General features: G+C 52.3%; 20 protein-coding genes. 14 read left to right on the plus strand and 6 right to left on the minus strand.

Annotation, left to right across the window (positions count from 1 at the left end; all coding sequences use genetic code 11):
- Nucleotides 1–15 precede the first annotated feature (15 nt).
- The 7 genes from agaF to HEN21_RS04335 all read left to right on the plus strand — a co-directional run bounded on the left by agaF (nt 16) and on the right by HEN21_RS04335 (nt 5,938).
- On the plus strand, nt 16–450 hold the full coding sequence (gene agaF, locus HEN21_RS04305; protein ID WP_000948830.1) for a PTS galactosamine/N-acetylgalactosamine transporter subunit IIA: 435 nt from the start codon (nt 16–18) through the stop codon (nt 448–450).
- A 427-nt stretch (nt 451–877) separates the two neighbouring features.
- On the plus strand, nt 878–2,032 hold the full coding sequence (locus HEN21_RS04310; RefSeq protein WP_176252753.1) for an AgaS family sugar isomerase: 1,155 nt from the start codon (nt 878–880) through the stop codon (nt 2,030–2,032).
- A gap of 12 nt (nt 2,033–2,044) precedes the next feature.
- Nucleotides 2,045–2,905, plus strand: a complete 861-nt coding sequence (kbaY, locus tag HEN21_RS04315; protein WP_016159722.1) for a tagatose-bisphosphate aldolase subunit KbaY — start codon at nt 2,045–2,047, stop codon at nt 2,903–2,905.
- Between the two features lie 165 nt (nt 2,906–3,070).
- Nucleotides 3,071–3,547, plus strand: coding sequence for a PTS galactosamine transporter subunit IIB (agaB, locus tag HEN21_RS04320; protein WP_000098036.1), 477 nt, complete (start codon nt 3,071–3,073; stop codon nt 3,545–3,547).
- A gap of 38 nt (nt 3,548–3,585) precedes the next feature.
- Nucleotides 3,586–4,389, plus strand: a complete 804-nt coding sequence (gene agaC / locus HEN21_RS04325; RefSeq protein WP_176252754.1) for a PTS galactosamine transporter subunit IIC — start codon at nt 3,586–3,588, stop codon at nt 4,387–4,389.
- Nucleotides 4,379–5,170: a PTS galactosamine transporter subunit IID gene (gene agaD, locus HEN21_RS04330; RefSeq protein ID WP_176252755.1), complete on the plus strand. Its 792-nt coding sequence runs from the start codon at nt 4,379–4,381 to the stop codon at nt 5,168–5,170. Before agaC ends, agaD begins: the two co-directional genes overlap by 11 nt.
- Entirely contained in the window at nt 5,171–5,938 is a 768-nt protein-coding gene (locus HEN21_RS04335; RefSeq protein WP_176252756.1) for a galactosamine-6-phosphate isomerase, read from the plus strand.
- A 50-nt stretch (nt 5,939–5,988) separates the two neighbouring features.
- Here the strand turns inward: HEN21_RS04335 and rsmI are convergent, their stop codons facing one another.
- The gene (gene rsmI, locus HEN21_RS04340; protein ID WP_176252757.1) at nt 5,989–6,852 is read right to left on the minus strand and encodes a 16S rRNA (cytidine(1402)-2'-O)-methyltransferase; all 864 of its coding nucleotides are present in this window, start codon (nt 6,850–6,852) and stop codon (nt 5,989–5,991) included.
- Nucleotides 6,853–6,916: 64 nt separating this feature from the next.
- Between rsmI and lpoA the strand changes: the two genes are divergently transcribed.
- The 4 genes from lpoA to dolP are packed head-to-tail and all read left to right on the plus strand — an operon-like array spanning nt 6,917 to nt 10,501.
- Entirely contained in the window at nt 6,917–8,953 is a 2,037-nt protein-coding gene (gene lpoA / locus HEN21_RS04345; RefSeq protein ID WP_000249112.1) for a penicillin-binding protein activator LpoA, read from the plus strand.
- Nucleotides 8,911–9,306 (plus strand): YraN family protein, encoded by a 396-nt coding sequence (locus HEN21_RS04350; RefSeq protein ID WP_000246838.1) that lies wholly within the window; start codon nt 8,911–8,913, stop codon nt 9,304–9,306. Before lpoA ends, HEN21_RS04350 begins: the two co-directional genes overlap by 43 nt.
- A 19-nt stretch (nt 9,307–9,325) precedes the next feature.
- Entirely contained in the window at nt 9,326–9,916 is a 591-nt protein-coding gene (gene diaA, locus HEN21_RS04355; protein ID WP_001158034.1) for a DnaA initiator-associating protein DiaA, read from the plus strand.
- Between the two features lie 9 nt (nt 9,917–9,925).
- Entirely contained in the window at nt 9,926–10,501 is a 576-nt protein-coding gene (gene dolP / locus HEN21_RS04360; RefSeq protein ID WP_000646033.1) for a division/outer membrane stress-associated lipid-binding lipoprotein, read from the plus strand.
- Between the two features lie 103 nt (nt 10,502–10,604).
- On the opposite strand, the gene HEN21_RS04365 is transcribed toward dolP, so the two are convergent.
- Both HEN21_RS04365 and HEN21_RS04370 read right to left on the minus strand, forming a co-directional pair.
- Nucleotides 10,605–11,645 (minus strand): permease, encoded by a 1,041-nt coding sequence (locus tag HEN21_RS04365; protein WP_176252758.1) that lies wholly within the window; start codon nt 11,643–11,645, stop codon nt 10,605–10,607.
- A 72-nt stretch (nt 11,646–11,717) separates the two neighbouring features.
- Nucleotides 11,718–12,353: an NAD(P)H-binding protein gene (locus HEN21_RS04370; RefSeq protein WP_001385509.1), complete on the minus strand. Its 636-nt coding sequence runs from the start codon at nt 12,351–12,353 to the stop codon at nt 11,718–11,720.
- 127 nt (nt 12,354–12,480) lie between these two features.
- Here HEN21_RS04370 and yhbO point away from each other — a divergent pair, with 127 nt between their 5' ends.
- The gene (gene yhbO, locus HEN21_RS04375; protein ID WP_000037602.1) at nt 12,481–12,999 is read left to right on the plus strand and encodes a protein/nucleic acid deglycase; all 519 of its coding nucleotides are present in this window, start codon (nt 12,481–12,483) and stop codon (nt 12,997–12,999) included.
- Here the strand turns inward: yhbO and HEN21_RS04380 are convergent.
- Nucleotides 12,979–13,422 carry a YhbP family protein gene (locus HEN21_RS04380; protein WP_105285375.1) on the minus strand — a complete coding sequence of 148 codons (444 nt, stop codon included), beginning with the start codon at nt 13,420–13,422 and terminating at the stop codon, nt 12,979–12,981. The genes yhbO and HEN21_RS04380 overlap by 21 nt on opposite strands.
- A gap of 50 nt (nt 13,423–13,472) precedes the next feature.
- Here HEN21_RS04380 and yhbQ point away from each other — a divergent pair, with 50 nt between their 5' ends.
- The gene (gene yhbQ, locus HEN21_RS04385; protein WP_010350072.1) at nt 13,473–13,775 is read left to right on the plus strand and encodes a DNA damage response exodeoxyribonuclease YhbQ; all 303 of its coding nucleotides are present in this window, start codon (nt 13,473–13,475) and stop codon (nt 13,773–13,775) included.
- Here yhbQ and HEN21_RS04390 read toward each other — a convergent pair.
- Together HEN21_RS04390 and ubiT are read right to left on the minus strand one after the other, a co-directional pair.
- Nucleotides 13,762–14,265 (minus strand): GNAT family N-acetyltransferase, encoded by a 504-nt coding sequence (locus HEN21_RS04390; protein WP_097329555.1) that lies wholly within the window; start codon nt 14,263–14,265, stop codon nt 13,762–13,764. The two genes, yhbQ and HEN21_RS04390, sit on opposite strands and share 14 nt — an antisense overlap.
- On the minus strand, nt 14,259–14,783 hold the full coding sequence (gene ubiT, locus HEN21_RS04395; protein WP_001295552.1) for a ubiquinone anaerobic biosynthesis accessory factor UbiT: 525 nt from the start codon (nt 14,781–14,783) through the stop codon (nt 14,259–14,261). The genes HEN21_RS04390 and ubiT overlap by 7 nt, the downstream gene beginning before the upstream one ends.
- Nucleotides 14,784–14,991: 208 nt before the next feature.
- Here ubiT and ubiU point away from each other — a divergent pair, with 208 nt between their 5' ends.
- A complete protein-coding gene (gene ubiU / locus HEN21_RS04400; RefSeq protein ID WP_000421305.1) occupies nt 14,992–15,987 on the plus strand; it encodes a ubiquinone anaerobic biosynthesis protein UbiU in 996 nt (331 codons plus the stop codon).
- Nucleotides 15,988–15,992 lie beyond the last annotated feature (5 nt).

Below are 15,992 nucleotides of genomic sequence, written 5' to 3' on the forward strand. Positions count from 1 at the left end.
ACAATGAGGTATTAGATGTTAAGTATTATTTTGACAGGGCATGGCGGATTTGCCAGCGGCATGGAAAAAGCAATGAAGCAAATCCTCGGTGAGCAATCGCAGTTTATCGCCATTGATTTTCCAGAAACCTCAAGCACTGCGCTGCTTACATCGCAGCTTGAAGAGGCTATCGCCCAACTGGATTGTGAAGACGGCATTGTTTTTCTGACGGATTTGCTGGGAGGCACGCCGTTTCGCGTAGCTTCAACGCTGGCGATGCAAAAACCGGGCTGTGAAGTGATCACCGGCACTAATTTGCAACTATTACTGGAAATGGTGCTGGAGCGCGAAGGGTTAAGCAGCGAAGAATTCCGCGTGCAGGCGCTGGAGTGCGGACACCGTGGGCTGACCAGTCTGGTGGACGAATTAGGTCGCTACCATAAAGAATGTCCGGTCGAGGAAGGAATATAAGGTAAACGCCCCGCCGCTGTTGGTAAAAGACAGTGAGTGGCGTTTTACACTTTCGTTTCTTTATCTGGCTTTCACTTCCCCTACGAGACTTTTTTCTTTTGTTTTGACTTTTGCACCGGTGTCGGATGCGACGCTGACGCGTCTTATTCGACCTACGGCTGGGCAGGTGGCAGCCTGGCTGGATCAGGCGTTTACGCCGCATCCGGCAATCGGTGCAAATATCCCCCCATCACGCAATACCTTTATCTTCCCTTGTCTTTTCTTTCAACGATCACAAATTTCGTTTTATTTCTTTCTTCATTGTTGAACTTTCAGTTTCTTTTCTATAAATTTTAATCAACGAAAGACATCACCAAGTGAAATGAAACGAAAGGCAAGCGAAAGCGATAATGCCAGACGTCAAGTTCATCAAACTAAGGATTGAGTTATGCCAGAAAATTACCCCCCTGCGACCACCACCACCGGCACATGGACTGAAGAAGAGATCCGCCATCAGCCTCGCGCGTGGCTTCGTTCGCTCGCCAACATTGACGCGCTACGTTCCGCGCTCAACAGTTTCCTTGCACCGTTACTGCGCAAAGAGGATCTGCGGATAATCCTGACCGGAGCCGGAACCTCGGCATTTATCGGTGACATCATCGCGCCGTGGCTCACCAGCCATACCGGCAAAAACTTCAGCGCCATACCAACCACCGATCTGGTTACCAATCCAATGGACTATCTGAATCCAGCGCATCCGCTGCTGTTGATCTCCTTCGGTCGATCCGGCAATAGCCCGGAAAGCGTCGCCGCCGTGAAACTGGCAAATCAGTTTGTACCGGAGTGCTATCACCTGCCGATCACCTGCAATGAAGCGGGCGCTCTCTATCAAAACGCGATCAACAGCGATAACGCGTTTGCCCTACTGATGCCCGCAGAAACGCACGATCGCGGCTTTGCGATGACCAGCAGTATTACCACCATGATGGCCAGCTGCCTCGCGGTTTTCGCACCTGAGATGATCAACAGCCAGACCTTCCGCGATGTGGCGGATCGTTGCCAGGCGATCCTGACCTCGCTCGGCGATTTCAGCGAAGGCGTGTTTGGTTACGCGCCGTGGAAGCGGATCGTTTATCTCGGCAGCGGTGGCTTACAGGGCGCGGCACGCGAGTCGGCGCTGAAAGTGCTGGAACTGACAGCGGGTAAACTGGTGGCCTTTTATGATTCCCCGACCGGATTCCGTCATGGCCCGAAATCACTGGTCGATGACGAAACGCTGGTGGTGGTGTTTGTCTCCAGCCACCCCTACACCCGTCAGTATGATCTTGATCTGCTGGCAGAACTCCGCCGCGATAACCAGGCAATGCGCGTGATCGCCATCGCCGCTGAAAGCAACGACACTATCGCCGCCGGCCCGCATATCATCCTGCCGCCATCCCGTCACTTTATCGACGTTGAGCAGGCATTTTGCTTCCTGATGTACGCCCAGACGTTTGCACTGATGCAGTCGCTACATATGGACAATACGCCGGATTCCCCATCAGCCAGTGGCACCGTAAACCGCGTGGTGCAAGGCGTAATTATTCATCCGTGGCAGGCATAAGAGGATCGCATTATGAGCATTATCTCCACCAAATATCTGTTACAGGACGCCCAGGCCAATGGCTACGCGGTGCCTGCGTTTAACATCCATAACGCCGAGACGATCCAGGCGATCCTCGAAGTGTGCAGTGAAATGCGATCGCCAGTCATTCTCGCCGGGACGCCGGGAACCTTTAAACATATCGCGCTGGAAGAGATCTACGCCCTGTGTAGCGCCTATTCCACAACCTACAACATGCCGCTGGCACTGCATCTCGACCACCACGAATCGCTCGATGATATTCGCCGTAAAGTCCACGCTGGCGTGCGCAGCGCGATGATCGACGGCAGTCACTTCCCGTTTGCTGAAAACGTGAAACTGGTGAAATCGGTTGTCGACTTCTGCCACTCGCAGGATTGCAGTGTGGAAGCCGAACTGGGCCGTCTGGGAGGCGTGGAAGATGATATGAGTGTTGACGCAGAAAGCGCGTTCCTCACCGACCCACAAGAAGCCAGACGCTTTGTCAAACAGACTGGCGTCGACAGCCTGGCGGTAGCGATTGGTACGGCGCATGGCCTGTACAGAAAAATACCGAAAATTGATTTTCAGCGGCTGGCGGAAATTCGTGAAATGGTAGACATCCCTCTGGTACTGCATGGCGCCAGCGATGTCCCGGATGAATTTGTTCGCTGGACTATTAAACTGGGTGTGACGAAAGTTAATGTCGCAACAGAATTAAAAATAGCCTTCGCCGGCGCGGTTAAAGCCTGGTTTGCAGAAAACCCGCAGGGTAATGATCCTCGCTATTATATGCGCGTCGGCATGGATGCAATGAAAGAAGTGGTCAGAAATAAAATTAATGTCTGTGGTTCAGCAAATCGCATTTCAGCATAATCATTAATTTTATAAAATTTATTAATAAGTACTGCTCGACTAATATCGGGTAGTGCCTTAATGGCAAAGGAAATGAGTAAACCGTAATAAATACATCAGTACAATATCGCAACGATAATATATTTTAAAATTATATTATTCAATTTTTATGGTGAGGATTACATAATGAGCAGTCCAAATATTCTCTTAACCCGTATTGATAACCGTCTGGTTCATGGCCAGGTTGGCGTGACCTGGACATCCACCATCGGTGCGAATCTGCTGGTGGTCGTGGATGATGTTGTCGCTAACGATGATATTCAGCAGAAACTGATGGGTATTACTGCGGAAACCTACGGCTTTGGTATCCGCTTCTTTACTGTCGAAAAAACCATTAACGTCATCGGCAAAGCAGCGCCACATCAGAAGATTTTTCTGATTTGCCGTACGCCGCAAACGGTACGTAAATTAGTAGAAGGTGGCATTGATCTGAAAGATGTCAACGTCGGCAATATGCATTTCTCGGAAGGGAAAAAGCAAATAAGTAGTAAAGTTTATGTCGATGACCAGGATCTCACGGACTTACGCTTTATTAAACAACGCGGCGTGAATGTTTTTATTCAGGACGTCCCGGGCGATCAAAAAGAACAAATCCCTGACTAAATCTAACATCGCCTTAATACTGGTTTGAGGTAATAAAAATGCATGAAATAACCCTACTTCAGGGATTATCCCTGGCGGCATTAGTTTTCGTTCTGGGGATTGATTTTTGGCTGGAAGCCTTATTTTTATTCCGCCCGATAATCGTTTGTACCCTTACAGGTGCTATTCTCGGTGATATTCAGACTGGCTTAATTACCGGTGGTCTGACAGAACTGGCTTTCGCCGGATTAACCCCTGCTGGTGGTGTTCAGCCGCCTAACCCGATTATGGCCGGTCTGATGACTACCGTTATTGCATGGTCTACGGGCGTCGATGCCAAAACGGCGATTGGTCTTGGCCTGCCGTTCAGCCTGTTAATGCAGTACCTCATTCTGTTCTTCTATTCGGCATTCTCGCTATTTATGAGCAAAGCCGATAAATGCGCCAAAGAGGCGGATACAGCAGCGTTTTCCCGAATTAACTGGACAACGATGCTGATTGTTGCCTTTTCGTATGCGGTGATTGCTTTCCTCTGTACTTACCTGGCGCAAGGTGCGATGCAGGCGCTGGTAAAAGCAATGCCCACATGGTTGACCCACGGCTTTGAAGTGGCTGGCGGTATTCTGCCTGCCGTCGGTTTTGGCTTGCTGCTGCGCGTGATGTTCAAAGCGCAATATATCCCTTACCTGATCGCCGGTTTCCTGTTTGTTTGCTACATCCAGGTCAGCAACCTGTTGCCGGTTGCCGTACTGGGCGCAGGCTTTGCGGTGTATGAGTTTTTCAATGCGAAATCCCGGCAGCAAGCGCAACCGCAGCCCGTTGCCAGTAAAAATGAAGAAGAGGACTACAGCAATGGGATCTGAAATCAGTAAAAAAGATATCACCCGTCTGGGCTTTCGTTCGTCGCTGCTGCAAGCGAGCTTTAACTACGAAAGGATGCAGGCTGGCGGCTTTACCTGGGCGATGCTGCCGATCCTGAAAAAGATTTATAAGGACGACAAACCGGGCTTAAGCGCGGCAATGAAAGATAATCTCGAATTTATTAATACCCACCCGAATCTGGTCGGATTCCTGATGGGGTTATTGATTTCGATGGAAGAGAAAGGAGAAAACCGCGACACCATTAAAGGTCTGAAAGTGGCGCTGTTTGGCCCAATCGCCGGGATTGGCGATGCGATTTTCTGGTTTACCTTGTTGCCGATTATGGCGGGGATTTGCTCATCGTTTGCCAGTCAGGGAAACCTGCTGGGGCCGATTCTGTTTTTCGCCGTTTACCTGCTTATCTTTTTCCTGCGCGTCGGCTGGACCCACGTCGGTTATTCAGTCGGCGTGAAGACTATTGATAAAGTACGAGAGAACTCGCAAATGATCGCCCGTTCGGCAACCATCCTCGGGATCACGGTAATCGGCGGGCTGATCGCTTCGTATGTGCATATTAATGTGGTGACGTCGTTTGCTATCGACAGTAGCCACAGCGTCGCGCTGCAACAGGATTTCTTCGATAAAGTCTTCCCGAATATTTTACCGATGGCCTATACCCTGCTGATGTATTACTTCCTGCGGGTGAAAAAAGCGCATCCGGTGCTGTTAATCGGCGTGACGTTTGTGCTCTCTATTGTTTGTTCCGCATTCGGCATTTTGTAAATGGAACAAGGCACTGCGCCTGGTGGTGCCTCTTTACTTAAGGAATTTCATCCTGTGCAAACCTTACAGCAAGTTGAAAACTATACGGCGTTAAGTGAGCGCGCCAGCGAATATTTATTGGACGTGATCCGTAGCAAACCAAAGGCCGTGATTTGCCTCGCGACCGCAGCGACACCATTACTGACATATCATTATCTGGTAGAAAAAATCCACCAGCAGCAGGTTGATGTCAGCCAACTCACCTTCGTGAAGCTCGACGAATGGGTGGATCTGCCATTAACCGCGCCCGGCACCTGCGAAACTTTCCTTCAGAAGCATATCGTGCAGCCGCTGGGGTTACGTGAAGACCAGCTCATCAGCTTTCGCTCCGAAGAGATAAACGAGACAGAGTGCGAGCGGGTAACGAATCTGATTGCGCGCAAAGGCGGTCTCGATTTGTGCGTTCTCGGACTAGGGAAAAACGGTCATCTTGGGCTGAACGAACCGGGAGAAAGCCTGCAACCGGCCTGCCATATCAGCCAACTTGATGCGAAAACCCAGCAGCATGAGATGTTAAAAACCGCTGGTCGTCCCGTGACTCGTGGAATCACCTTAGGCATGAAGGATATTCTCAATGCCCGCGAAGTTTTGTTACTGGTGACTGGCGAAGGAAAGCAGGATGCGACAGAACGTTTTCTCACGGCTAAAGTCTCCACCACTATCCCGGCGTCGTTTTTATGGCTGCATAACCATTTCACATGCGTAATTGATGAGATGTGTCGTCGTTAACTCGCCAGGAACAGGCGTTGCAGCTCTTATTCCTGCTGCAACGCCTGTAATCACTCTCCTTGCTGCTCCAGCGCATACTTATACAGCGCATTTTTCTTCACGCCGTGAATTTCTGCTGCCAGCGCCGCCGCTTTTTTCAGCGGCAGTTCTGCCTGTAACAGCGCCAGCGTGCGCAGCGCATCGGCAGGCAAGTCCTCTTCCTGCGCTTTATGTCCTTCGACAATCAGTACCATTTCGCCTTTGCGGCGGTTTTCATCTTCTTTTACCCACGCCAACAGCTCGCCAACGGGCGCGCCGTGAATGGTTTCCCAGGTTTTGGTCAGTTCTCGCGCCAGCACCACGTAGCGGGATTCACCCAGCACCGCGACGATATCTTCCAGGCTATCTAACAGACGGTGGGTCGATTCATAAAAAATCAGCGTGCGCGGTTCCGCTTCAATCGCTTTTAGCGCATCACGGCGGCCTTTCGATTTAGCGGGCAGAAAGCCTTCATAACAAAAACGGTCGGATGGTAAACCAGCGGCGCTTAATGCAGTGATGGCAGCACACGGTCCCGGTAGCGGCACCACGCGAATCCCCGCTTCACGGCAGGTACGCACCAGATGGTAACCAGGGTCGTTAATCAGCGGCGTTCCGGCATCAGAAACCAACGCAATGTTTTGTCCCTCTTGCAGCTTCACCAGCAGCGTTTCGGCTTTCTGTTGTTCGTTATGGTCGTGCAGGGCGAACAGTCGGGCGTTTATCCCAAAATGTTGCAGCAGTAAACCGGTATGACGCGTATCCTCGGCGGCAATCAGATCAACGGCCTGTAATACCTCCAGCGCACGCTGAGTGATATCCGCCAGATTGCCGATTGGCGTCGGTACAATGTAGAGCTGACCTTGAGAATTATCCGCCGATTGGTGTTGTTTCATTGTGTCGTCCGTATTGCCGATTTAATATTGAGAATTGCGTAAAAAAAATATCACTGGATACATTATGGTACCCTCAACATTTTCTCGTTTGAAAGCCGCGCGTTGTCTGCCTGTTGTTCTGGCAGCCCTGATTTTCGCCGGTTGTGGCACCCATACCCCCGATCAGTCCACTGCCTATATGCAGGGCACGGCGCAGGCCGATTCTGCCTTTTATCTTCAGCAGATGCAGCAAAGCTCTGATGATACCAGGATCAACTGGCAATTACTCGCCATTCGTGCACTGGTGAAAGAAGGTAAAACCGGGCAGGCGGTTGAACTGTTTAACCAGCTGCCGCAAGAACTGAACGATATCCAGCGTCGTGAAAAATCTCTGCTGGCGGTAGAGATTAAGCTGACACAAAAAGATTTTGCTGGCGCGCAGACCTTGCTGGCTAAAATTACTCCGGCAGATTTAGAGCAAAACCAGCAGGCGCGTTACTGGCAGGCAAAAATCGATGCCAGTCAGGGACGTCCTTCCATTGATTTATTGCGCGCATTAATTGCTCAGGAACCGTTACTCGGTGCGCAAGAAAAACAGCAGAATATCGATGCCACCTGGCAGGCGCTCTCCGCCATGACCCAGCAGCAGGCGAATACGCTGGTGATCAACGCCGACGAAAACATCCTGCAAGGCTGGCTGGATCTGCAACGCGTCTGGTTTGATAACCGCAATGACCCCGAGATGATGAAAGCCGGGATCGCTGACTGGCAGAAACGTTATCCGAACAATCCGGGCGCGAAAATGCTGCCAACGCAGTTGGTAAATGTAAAAGCGTTTAAACCAGCGTCAACCAACAAAATCGCCCTGCTGTTACCGTTGAATGGTCAGGCCGCAGTGTTTGGTCGCACTATTCAGCAAGGCTTTGAAGCGGCGAAAAATATCGGCACTCAGCCGGTAGCGGCTCAGGTAGCAGCCGCGCCTGTCGCTGACGTAGCAGAACAACCCCAGCCGCAAACCGTAGACGGCGTTGCCAGCCCGGCACAAGCGTCTGTTAGCGATCTGACAGGTGAAGAAACCGCCGCACAGCCGGTGCCTGTAAGCGCCCCTCCGGCAAGCACCGCAGCGGTAAGCTCTCCGGCGAATCCATCCGCAGAACTGAAAATCTACGATACCTCATCACAACCACTTAGCCAGATCCTCAACCAGGTTCAGCAGGATGGCGCGAGTATTGTAGTCGGTCCACTGCTAAAAAATAACGTTGAGGAGTTGCTCAAGAGCAACACCCCGCTGAACGTGCTGGCACTCAATCAGCCGGAAAATATCGAAAACCGCGCCAATATCTGTTACTTCGCGCTATCGCCAGAAGATGAAGCGCGCGATGCAGCGCGTCATATTCGTGACCAGGGTAAACAAGCACCGCTGGTACTGATCCCACGCAGTTCGTTGGGCGATCGCGTAGCCAATGCGTTTGCGCAAGAGTGGCAGAAACTCGGCGGCGGCACCGTTTTGCAACAAAAATTTGGTTCCACCAGCGAATTACACGCGGGCGTTAACGGCCGTGCAGGTATCGCTTTAACAGGTAGCCCGATTACACCCAGAGCGACAACCGACTCCGGCATGACGACCAACAATCCAACCCTGCAAACCACGCCGACCGGAGACCAGTTCACCGATAATGGCGGTCGTGTCGATGCGGTGTACATTGTGGCAACGCCAGCCGAAATCGCCTTCATCAAACCGATGATCGCCATGCGTAACGGCAGTCACAGCGGTGCAACGTTGTACGCCAGCTCCCGCAGCGCAGGAGGCTCTGCTGGCCCGGATTTCCGACTGGAGATGGAAGGCTTGCAGTACAGCGAAATCCCGATGCTGGCAGGCGGTAATCTGCCGTTAATGCAGCAGGCGCTCAGTGCGGTAAATAATGATTATTCGCTGGCGCGCATGTATGCGATGGGCGTCGATGCCTGGTCACTGGCGAATCATTTCTCGCAAATGCGCCAGGTTCAGGGTTTTGAAATCAACGGTAATACCGGAAGTCTGACGGCTAACCCGGATTGCGTGATTAACAGGAAGTTATCATGGCTACAGTACCAACAAGGTCAGGTAGTCCCCGCCAGTTAACCACTAAACAGACCGGCGATGCGTGGGAGGCACAAGCGCGTCGCTGGCTGGAAGGCAAAGGACTGCGCTTTGTCGCCGCTAACGTGAACGAGCGTGGCGGCGAGATTGATCTGATAATGCATGAAGGCCAGACCACCGTTTTTGTTGAGGTGCGCTACCGCCGCTCTGCCCTATATGGTGGCGCAGCAGCCAGTGTGACCCGCAGCAAACAACACAAATTATTACAGACTGCCCGCTTGTGGCTCGCGCGTCATAATGGGAGTTTTGATACTGTGGATTGCCGGTTCGATGTGATAGCCTTCACCGGGAATGAGGTTGAGTGGATTAAGGACGCCTTTAATGACCACTCATAATTAAGGTTTAAGGATTAGCGTGCAAGAAAGAATCAAAGCTTGCTTCACTGAAAGCATTCAAACTCAAATTGCAGCGGCAGAGGCGCTTCCGGATGCCATCTCCCGTGCAGCCATGACGCTGGTTCAGTCTCTGCTCAATGGCAACAAAATCCTCTGTTGTGGTAATGGAACCTCCGCTGCCAATGCACAGCATTTTGCTGCCAGCATGATCAACCGTTTCGAGACGGAGCGACCCAGCCTACCTGCCATTGCACTAAATACCGATAATGTTGTCTTAACGGCGATTGCCAACGATCGCTTACATGATGAAGTGTATGCAAAACAGGTGCGGGCGCTGGGACATGCGGGAGATGTGTTGTTAGCTATTTCTACTCGTGGCAATAGCCGCGATATCGTAAAAGCTGTTGAAGCCGCCGTTACGCGTGATATGACCATTGTGGCATTAACCGGCTATGACGGCGGTGAACTTGCAGGTTTGTTAGGGCCACAGGACGTGGAGATCCGCATTCCCTCGCATCGTAGTGCTCGCATTCAGGAAATGCATATGCTGACGGTAAATTGCCTGTGCGATCTGATCGATAACACGCTTTTCCCTCACCAGGATGATTAAGGAGAATACATGAAGGCATTATCGCCAATCGCAGTCCTTATTTCCGCGCTGCTGTTGCAAGGTTGTGTTGCTGCTGCTGTAGTAGGTACTGCCGCTGTGGGTACTAAAGCGGCGACCGACCCCCGCAGTGTCGGCACCCAGGTGGACGATGGTACTCTGGAAGTACGCGTGAACAGCGCATTGTCAAAAGACGAACAGATTAAGAAAGAAGCACGCATTAATGTAACGGCCTATCAGGGCAAAGTGCTGCTGGTTGGGCAGTCACCAAACGCTGAACTTTCGGCTCGCGCCAAACAGATTGCTATGGGCGTAGACGGTGCCAACGAAGTGTATAACGAGATTCGTCAGGGTCAGCCGATTGGTCTGGGCGAAGCGTCTAACGATACGTGGATCACCACCAAAGTGCGTTCGCAGCTCTTAACCAGCGACCTGGTGAAATCGTCCAACGTGAAAGTGACCACCGAAAACGGCGAAGTGTTCCTGATGGGGCTGGTGACTGAACGTGAAGCAAAAGCGGCGGCAGATATTGCCAGCCGGGTGAGCGGCGTGAAGCGGGTGACCACGGCGTTTACGTTTATTAAATAACTGTCCCTTGTAATGCCTGATGCGACGCTTGCCGCGTCTTATCAGGCCTACAACGACGCAAACCGTAGGTCGGATAAGGCGTTTACGCCGCATCCGACATGTTTCAGGCCAACAGCGCCAGACTACCGACAATCACGCCTGACACCGCCACCATCGCTCCGGTCAGCCATAATGCTTTTGCCGGAAATGCTTTACGCAACATAATCAGTGACGGCAAACTCACCGCCGGGAGCGTCATCAACAATGCCAGCGCCGGAGCGGTTCCCATACCTGCCAGCATCATCGTTTGTACAATCGGAATTTCTGCTGCCGTGGGAATGACAAACAAGCATCCCGCTACCGCCATCGCAATCACCCACATCAGGCTGTTATCGACAGCACCATCGGCATGGGGGAATAACCAGACGCGAGCGGCACCCAACGCCAGCACCGCCAGGATATAAACCGGGATCGTACTCCAGAACAGAGTCCACAGCGCCCTTCCCCAGCGGGTAAAAAATCCGCCCTGCGCTTCCGGCATGTCAATTTCAACTGGAGCATGGGTTTGCGGTGTCTCATGCACCCATTTTTGCACCAGCGTCGCAATCAGCAACACCATCACCAGCCCCGCCACCAGACGAATCGCCGCAAAACCCCAGCCGAGGACAAACCCCATAAACACCAGCGTCGCCGGGTTTAACAACGGATTCCCCATCCAGAATGCCAGCGCACCGCCCATCGACACTTGCTGGCGACGCATCCCCGCCGCGACCGGTGCCGCACAGCAGGTACACATCATACCTGGTAGCGAAAACAGCGTTCCCAGCAGAGTTCCGCGAAAGCGCGATTGCCCCAGCGTGCGCAGCAACCAGTCACGGGGAATCAGCACCTGAATCAACGAACCGAGGATCACCCCCAGCACCGCCGCTTTCCATACCGCAAGGAAATAGATCATCGCGTAGTCCCACGCAGCCTGCCACGGATTAGCATCCGCCTGCGCGAGTATTGATTTACCGATGCTGTGGGTTTCGGCGGCGGTAAACGCTTTGCCGTAGTAGGGTTGCCATTTCACATACCAAAGTCCGGCAATGACAACGAGAAAGAAAAGCGCGGGTTTCCACCACTGAATGGGCGTTGCCGCCTGAGATGAAGACTGACCAGTCATAGCATTCCCCAGGAATAAGTTATGATAATTGAGCGCGTGAATATTACGCTCACTATCAATCCTTGGGAATAATTATTCAGCTCTTTTGCGTAGTTCTGAAGAGCTTAAAATAGTCACCCCTTCATGTTCAGGCCGCATGGCTTCAGCCAGCATGACCCGCGCCACATCCCGTGCATCAATGGATTTCCAGTTGCCAGGCAGCAAACGAAACAGCGGCGCAAAAAGCGTTTCGTTCATCCTCTGCTTGCTACGATCGCCCAGCAACATCGACGGACGCGCAATGGTCAGTTTCGGCCAGTTCTGGGCGATTAACGCTTCTTCCATCTCCCCTTTGACGCGGTTATAGAAAAACGGCGAATGCGCGTTTGCGCCCATCGCACTGACCACTAGCATATGCTGTGCACCCAGCCGCCGTCCGGTTAACGCGGTGTCCACGACCAGCGTGTAATCGGCATGAATAAATGCCTCTTTGCTACCCGCTTCCCGCCGCGTGGTGCCGAGACAACAAAACACAATGTCGATGGGATCGGTAACCTGCGCCAGCGCGTCGGTCAGTTGTGGATCATGGGGATTGAACACGCCTGGCATATCGCCCAACGGGCGTCGCGTCGGCGCGACTATGGCGTTTACTTTCGGTTCGTTAATCAACATCCGCAGCAGGTGACCGCCCACCAGCCCCGTTGCGCCTGTAATCAGTACCTGACTCATCTTCGCTCCTTTACAGAATTGTCCGCCTTGCACTCCCCGGTACATGCACCAGGCTTAATAGTCTACGAGGTAATTATCCCCGATTGTGGGAAATTCGCCTCATCCAATGCAACAACGCGGAGGAAGCATGAGTAAAAAGATTGCTGTTTTAATCACTGATGAATTTGAGGATTCAGAATTTACTTCACCCGCAGACGCATTTCGTAAAGCCGGGCACGAAGTTGTCACTATTGAAAAGCAAGCGGGTAAAACGGTGAAAGGGAAAAAAGGGGAAGCCAGCGTCACCATTGATAAATCCATCGATGAAGTGACGCCAGCAGAGTTTGATGCCCTGCTGCTTCCTGGTGGCCATTCACCAGATTATCTGCGTGGCGACAACCGTTTTGTCACCTTCACGCGAGATTTTGTGAATAGCGGTAAACCGGTCTTCGCTATCTGCCACGGCCCGCAACTGCTGATTAGCGCCGATGTTATTCGCGGTCGTAAGCTGACCGCCGTTAAACCGATCATTATTGATGTTAAAAACGCAGGAGCGGAATTTTACGATCAGGAAGTGGTGGTCGATAAAGATCAGCTGGTTACCAGCCGAACGCCAGACGATCTGCCAGCATTTAACCGCGAGGCGTTACGCCTGCTCGGTGCCTGAGCCGCGTAGCCAGACCAGTTTTTTACCAAAGCCCAGCGTGTTGTCGGTGAATTTGATTTCATCGAGCCGGATTTCCCAAACCGGTGCCGACATCATTCTGGCAACCGGAAAGCGACGATTATACGCCTTGCGCGCAAGGTCGCTTTCCTCACCTTCCAGCCTGCGGATCTCGCCTTTAAACTGTACGCCACGGATTAACGCCACCGTTTTCGGCTGACCGTTTACCGTACCGGCAACCGGAGCCTGCGACCCGCTCATCTGTGCATGACGCGTTTTATCTTCCGTGAGAATGTAAAGAGCAACCTTTTGCGAATCAAAGAGATAAAAGGCATTGGCGCACCACAGTTCCCCTTCCTGCTGCACACACCAGGTGACAACATGTTGTTTTGCCAGCCAATGGCTGATGGCGGTGAGTGTTTCCATTTTTGTTCTCTTTTATACTGGTGGCCTGACCTTAACATGTGACACAAACGATGACACCCTGGTATCTCTATTTGATTCGTACCGCCGATAATAAGCTTTACACCGGGATCACCACGGATGTCGAACGCCGCTATCAGCAGCACCAGAGCGGCAAAGGCGCGAAAGCACTGCGTGGGAAAGGAGAACTAACGCTGGCGTTTTCCGCGCCAGTAGGCGACCGTTCGCTGGCACTACGGGCGGAATATCGCGTTAAGCAGTTAACCAAACGGCAAAAAGAGCGTCTGGTAGCGGAAGGCGTAGGGTTTGCAGAGTTATTAAGGAGTCTGCAAACCCCGGAGATTAAAAGCGATTGAAATACTCGTGGTACTCAACCAGACCAGTTACGCCATTCAGCGCGTCATCCGCTAAACGATGTACCTGGAAGGCGCTTTCAGTGCCCGGCCAGCGACAACGCAGATCGTGATGCGCAGCCAGCTCAAAGCCGAAACGACTGTACAGCGCCGGATCGCCCAGCGTCACCACTGCGGCATAGCCAAACTCATTAAGCGAATCTAGTCCTTCATAGACCAGTTGGCGTGCCAGCCCCTGTCCACGGTATTTTTCATCAACCGCCAGCGGCGCCATGCCAACCCATTGCAGGTCTTCGCCCTGCACATCAACCGGACTAAATGCTACATAGCCAATGACCTGACCTTCGTCATCTGTCGCCACCAGCCCCAGCGTCAGAAAGCCATCTTCACGCAGATCGTGAACCAGCTTCGCTTCCGCATCGCTTTCGAATGAACGACGCAGCAAGGCATCAATACCCGGCGCATCAATGGGAATTTCTACTCGAATTAGCATGGTTCACCTACCGATGTCTGTTTGGTTTCAGGCGCGGTTTTCATTCCCGCCTCAACAAAATCCGCCAGTTGCAGCAGCATCATGCGTAAGGCTTTCGGCATTTGCTCCAGTTCAATGGCGTCCATCAGGTTTTTCACATACAGCCCCAGCTCCGTATCGCCTTCAATCACCAGCCGACGCTGGAAGAAGAGCGTATCCGGATCCTGTTTACGCGCCGCAATCATCAGCAGATCGCTGGCGTCGGCACTAAAACTCACATCAGCTTGCGCGTTCTGGCTGACAACCAGTTTGCCATTCACCACCGAGGTAAACCACTGCAGATCAATATCACGCACATGAATACTTAACCAGCGACCTTCAAGGAACTCCAGCTCGCCGTCGTCCAGCGCCTGGCGAAATTGCCAGCTTAAGACCTGCTCAAGAACCTGGCGTTTTAGCGCAAATGGCGTCAGTTTTACCGGTACACTCAACAGAGATGGCCCCAAATGCACAATACGGGAACGCAGTTTATCCAACACGAGTTTTACTCCCTGTTTCAACAATCGTCCTATTTTGCCATATCAGGAAAATAACATAGCGGTATAAATCAACAATTCCATATGAAATTGCTGATACCACCAATACAACTTTAACTGCCTTAAATCAAAAATTGTCGCAGCAAGGTTAACTAAAATCCCAGTTCGTTAACATTTTTGCGCTTTGATAGCGCAACCTTCAGGAAAAATTATGGAGCTGCTCTGCCCTGCCGGAAATCTCCCGGCGCTTAAGGCGGCCATCGAAAACGGCGCAGATGCTGTTTATATCGGGCTAAAAGATGATACCAATGCCCGCCACTTCGCCGGCCTTAACTTTACCGAGAAAAAATTGCAGGAAGCGGTGAGTTTTGTCCATCAACATCGCCGCAAACTTCACATCGCAATTAACACTTTTGCGCACCCGGACGGCTATGCCCGCTGGCAGCGCGCCGTGGACATGGCGGCGCAATTGGGTGCCGACGCGCTGATCCTCGCCGATCTCGCCATGCTGGAGTACGCCGCCGAGCGTTATCCACATATTGAGCGTCACGTATCGGTGCAGGCTTCAGCGACTAATGAAGAGGCGATCAACTTTTATCATCGCCATTTTGACGTTGCCCGCGTGGTGCTGCCGCGCGTGTTGTCGATTCATCAGGTGAAACAACTGGCACGGGTTACTCCTGTGCCGCTGGAAGTCTTTGCTTTCGGCAGCCTGTGCATTATGTCGGAAGGCCGTTGCTATCTGTCGTCGTATCTGACAGGTGAGTCGCCCAACACCGTCGGTGCGTGTTCTCCGGCTCGCTTCGTGCGCTGGCAACAAACGCCGCAGGGGCTGGAATCCCGTCTTAACGAAGTGCTGATCGACCGTTATCAGGATGGCGAAAACGCAGGTTATCCGACGCTGTGTAAAGGGCGTTATCTGGTAGACGGCGAACGCTATCACGCGCTGGAAGAACCAACCAGCCTCAATACCCTGGAACTACTGCCAGAGTTAATGGCGGCAAATATTGCTTCGGTGAAAATTGAAGGCCGCCAGCGTAGCCCGGCGTATGTCAGCCAGGTGGCGAAAGTCTGGCGCCAGGCTATCGACCGTTGTAAGGCCGATCCACAAAACTTCGTACCGCAAAGCGCGTGGATGGAGACGCTCGGGTCGATGTCCGAAGGCACGCAAACCACCCTTGGCGCGTATCACCGTAAATGGCAGTGAGAAAA

Origin of the sequence: Escherichia sp. 93.1518, from assembly GCF_013368915.2 — a bacterium.
GTDB lineage: Bacteria > Pseudomonadota > Gammaproteobacteria > Enterobacterales > Enterobacteriaceae > Escherichia > Escherichia ruysiae.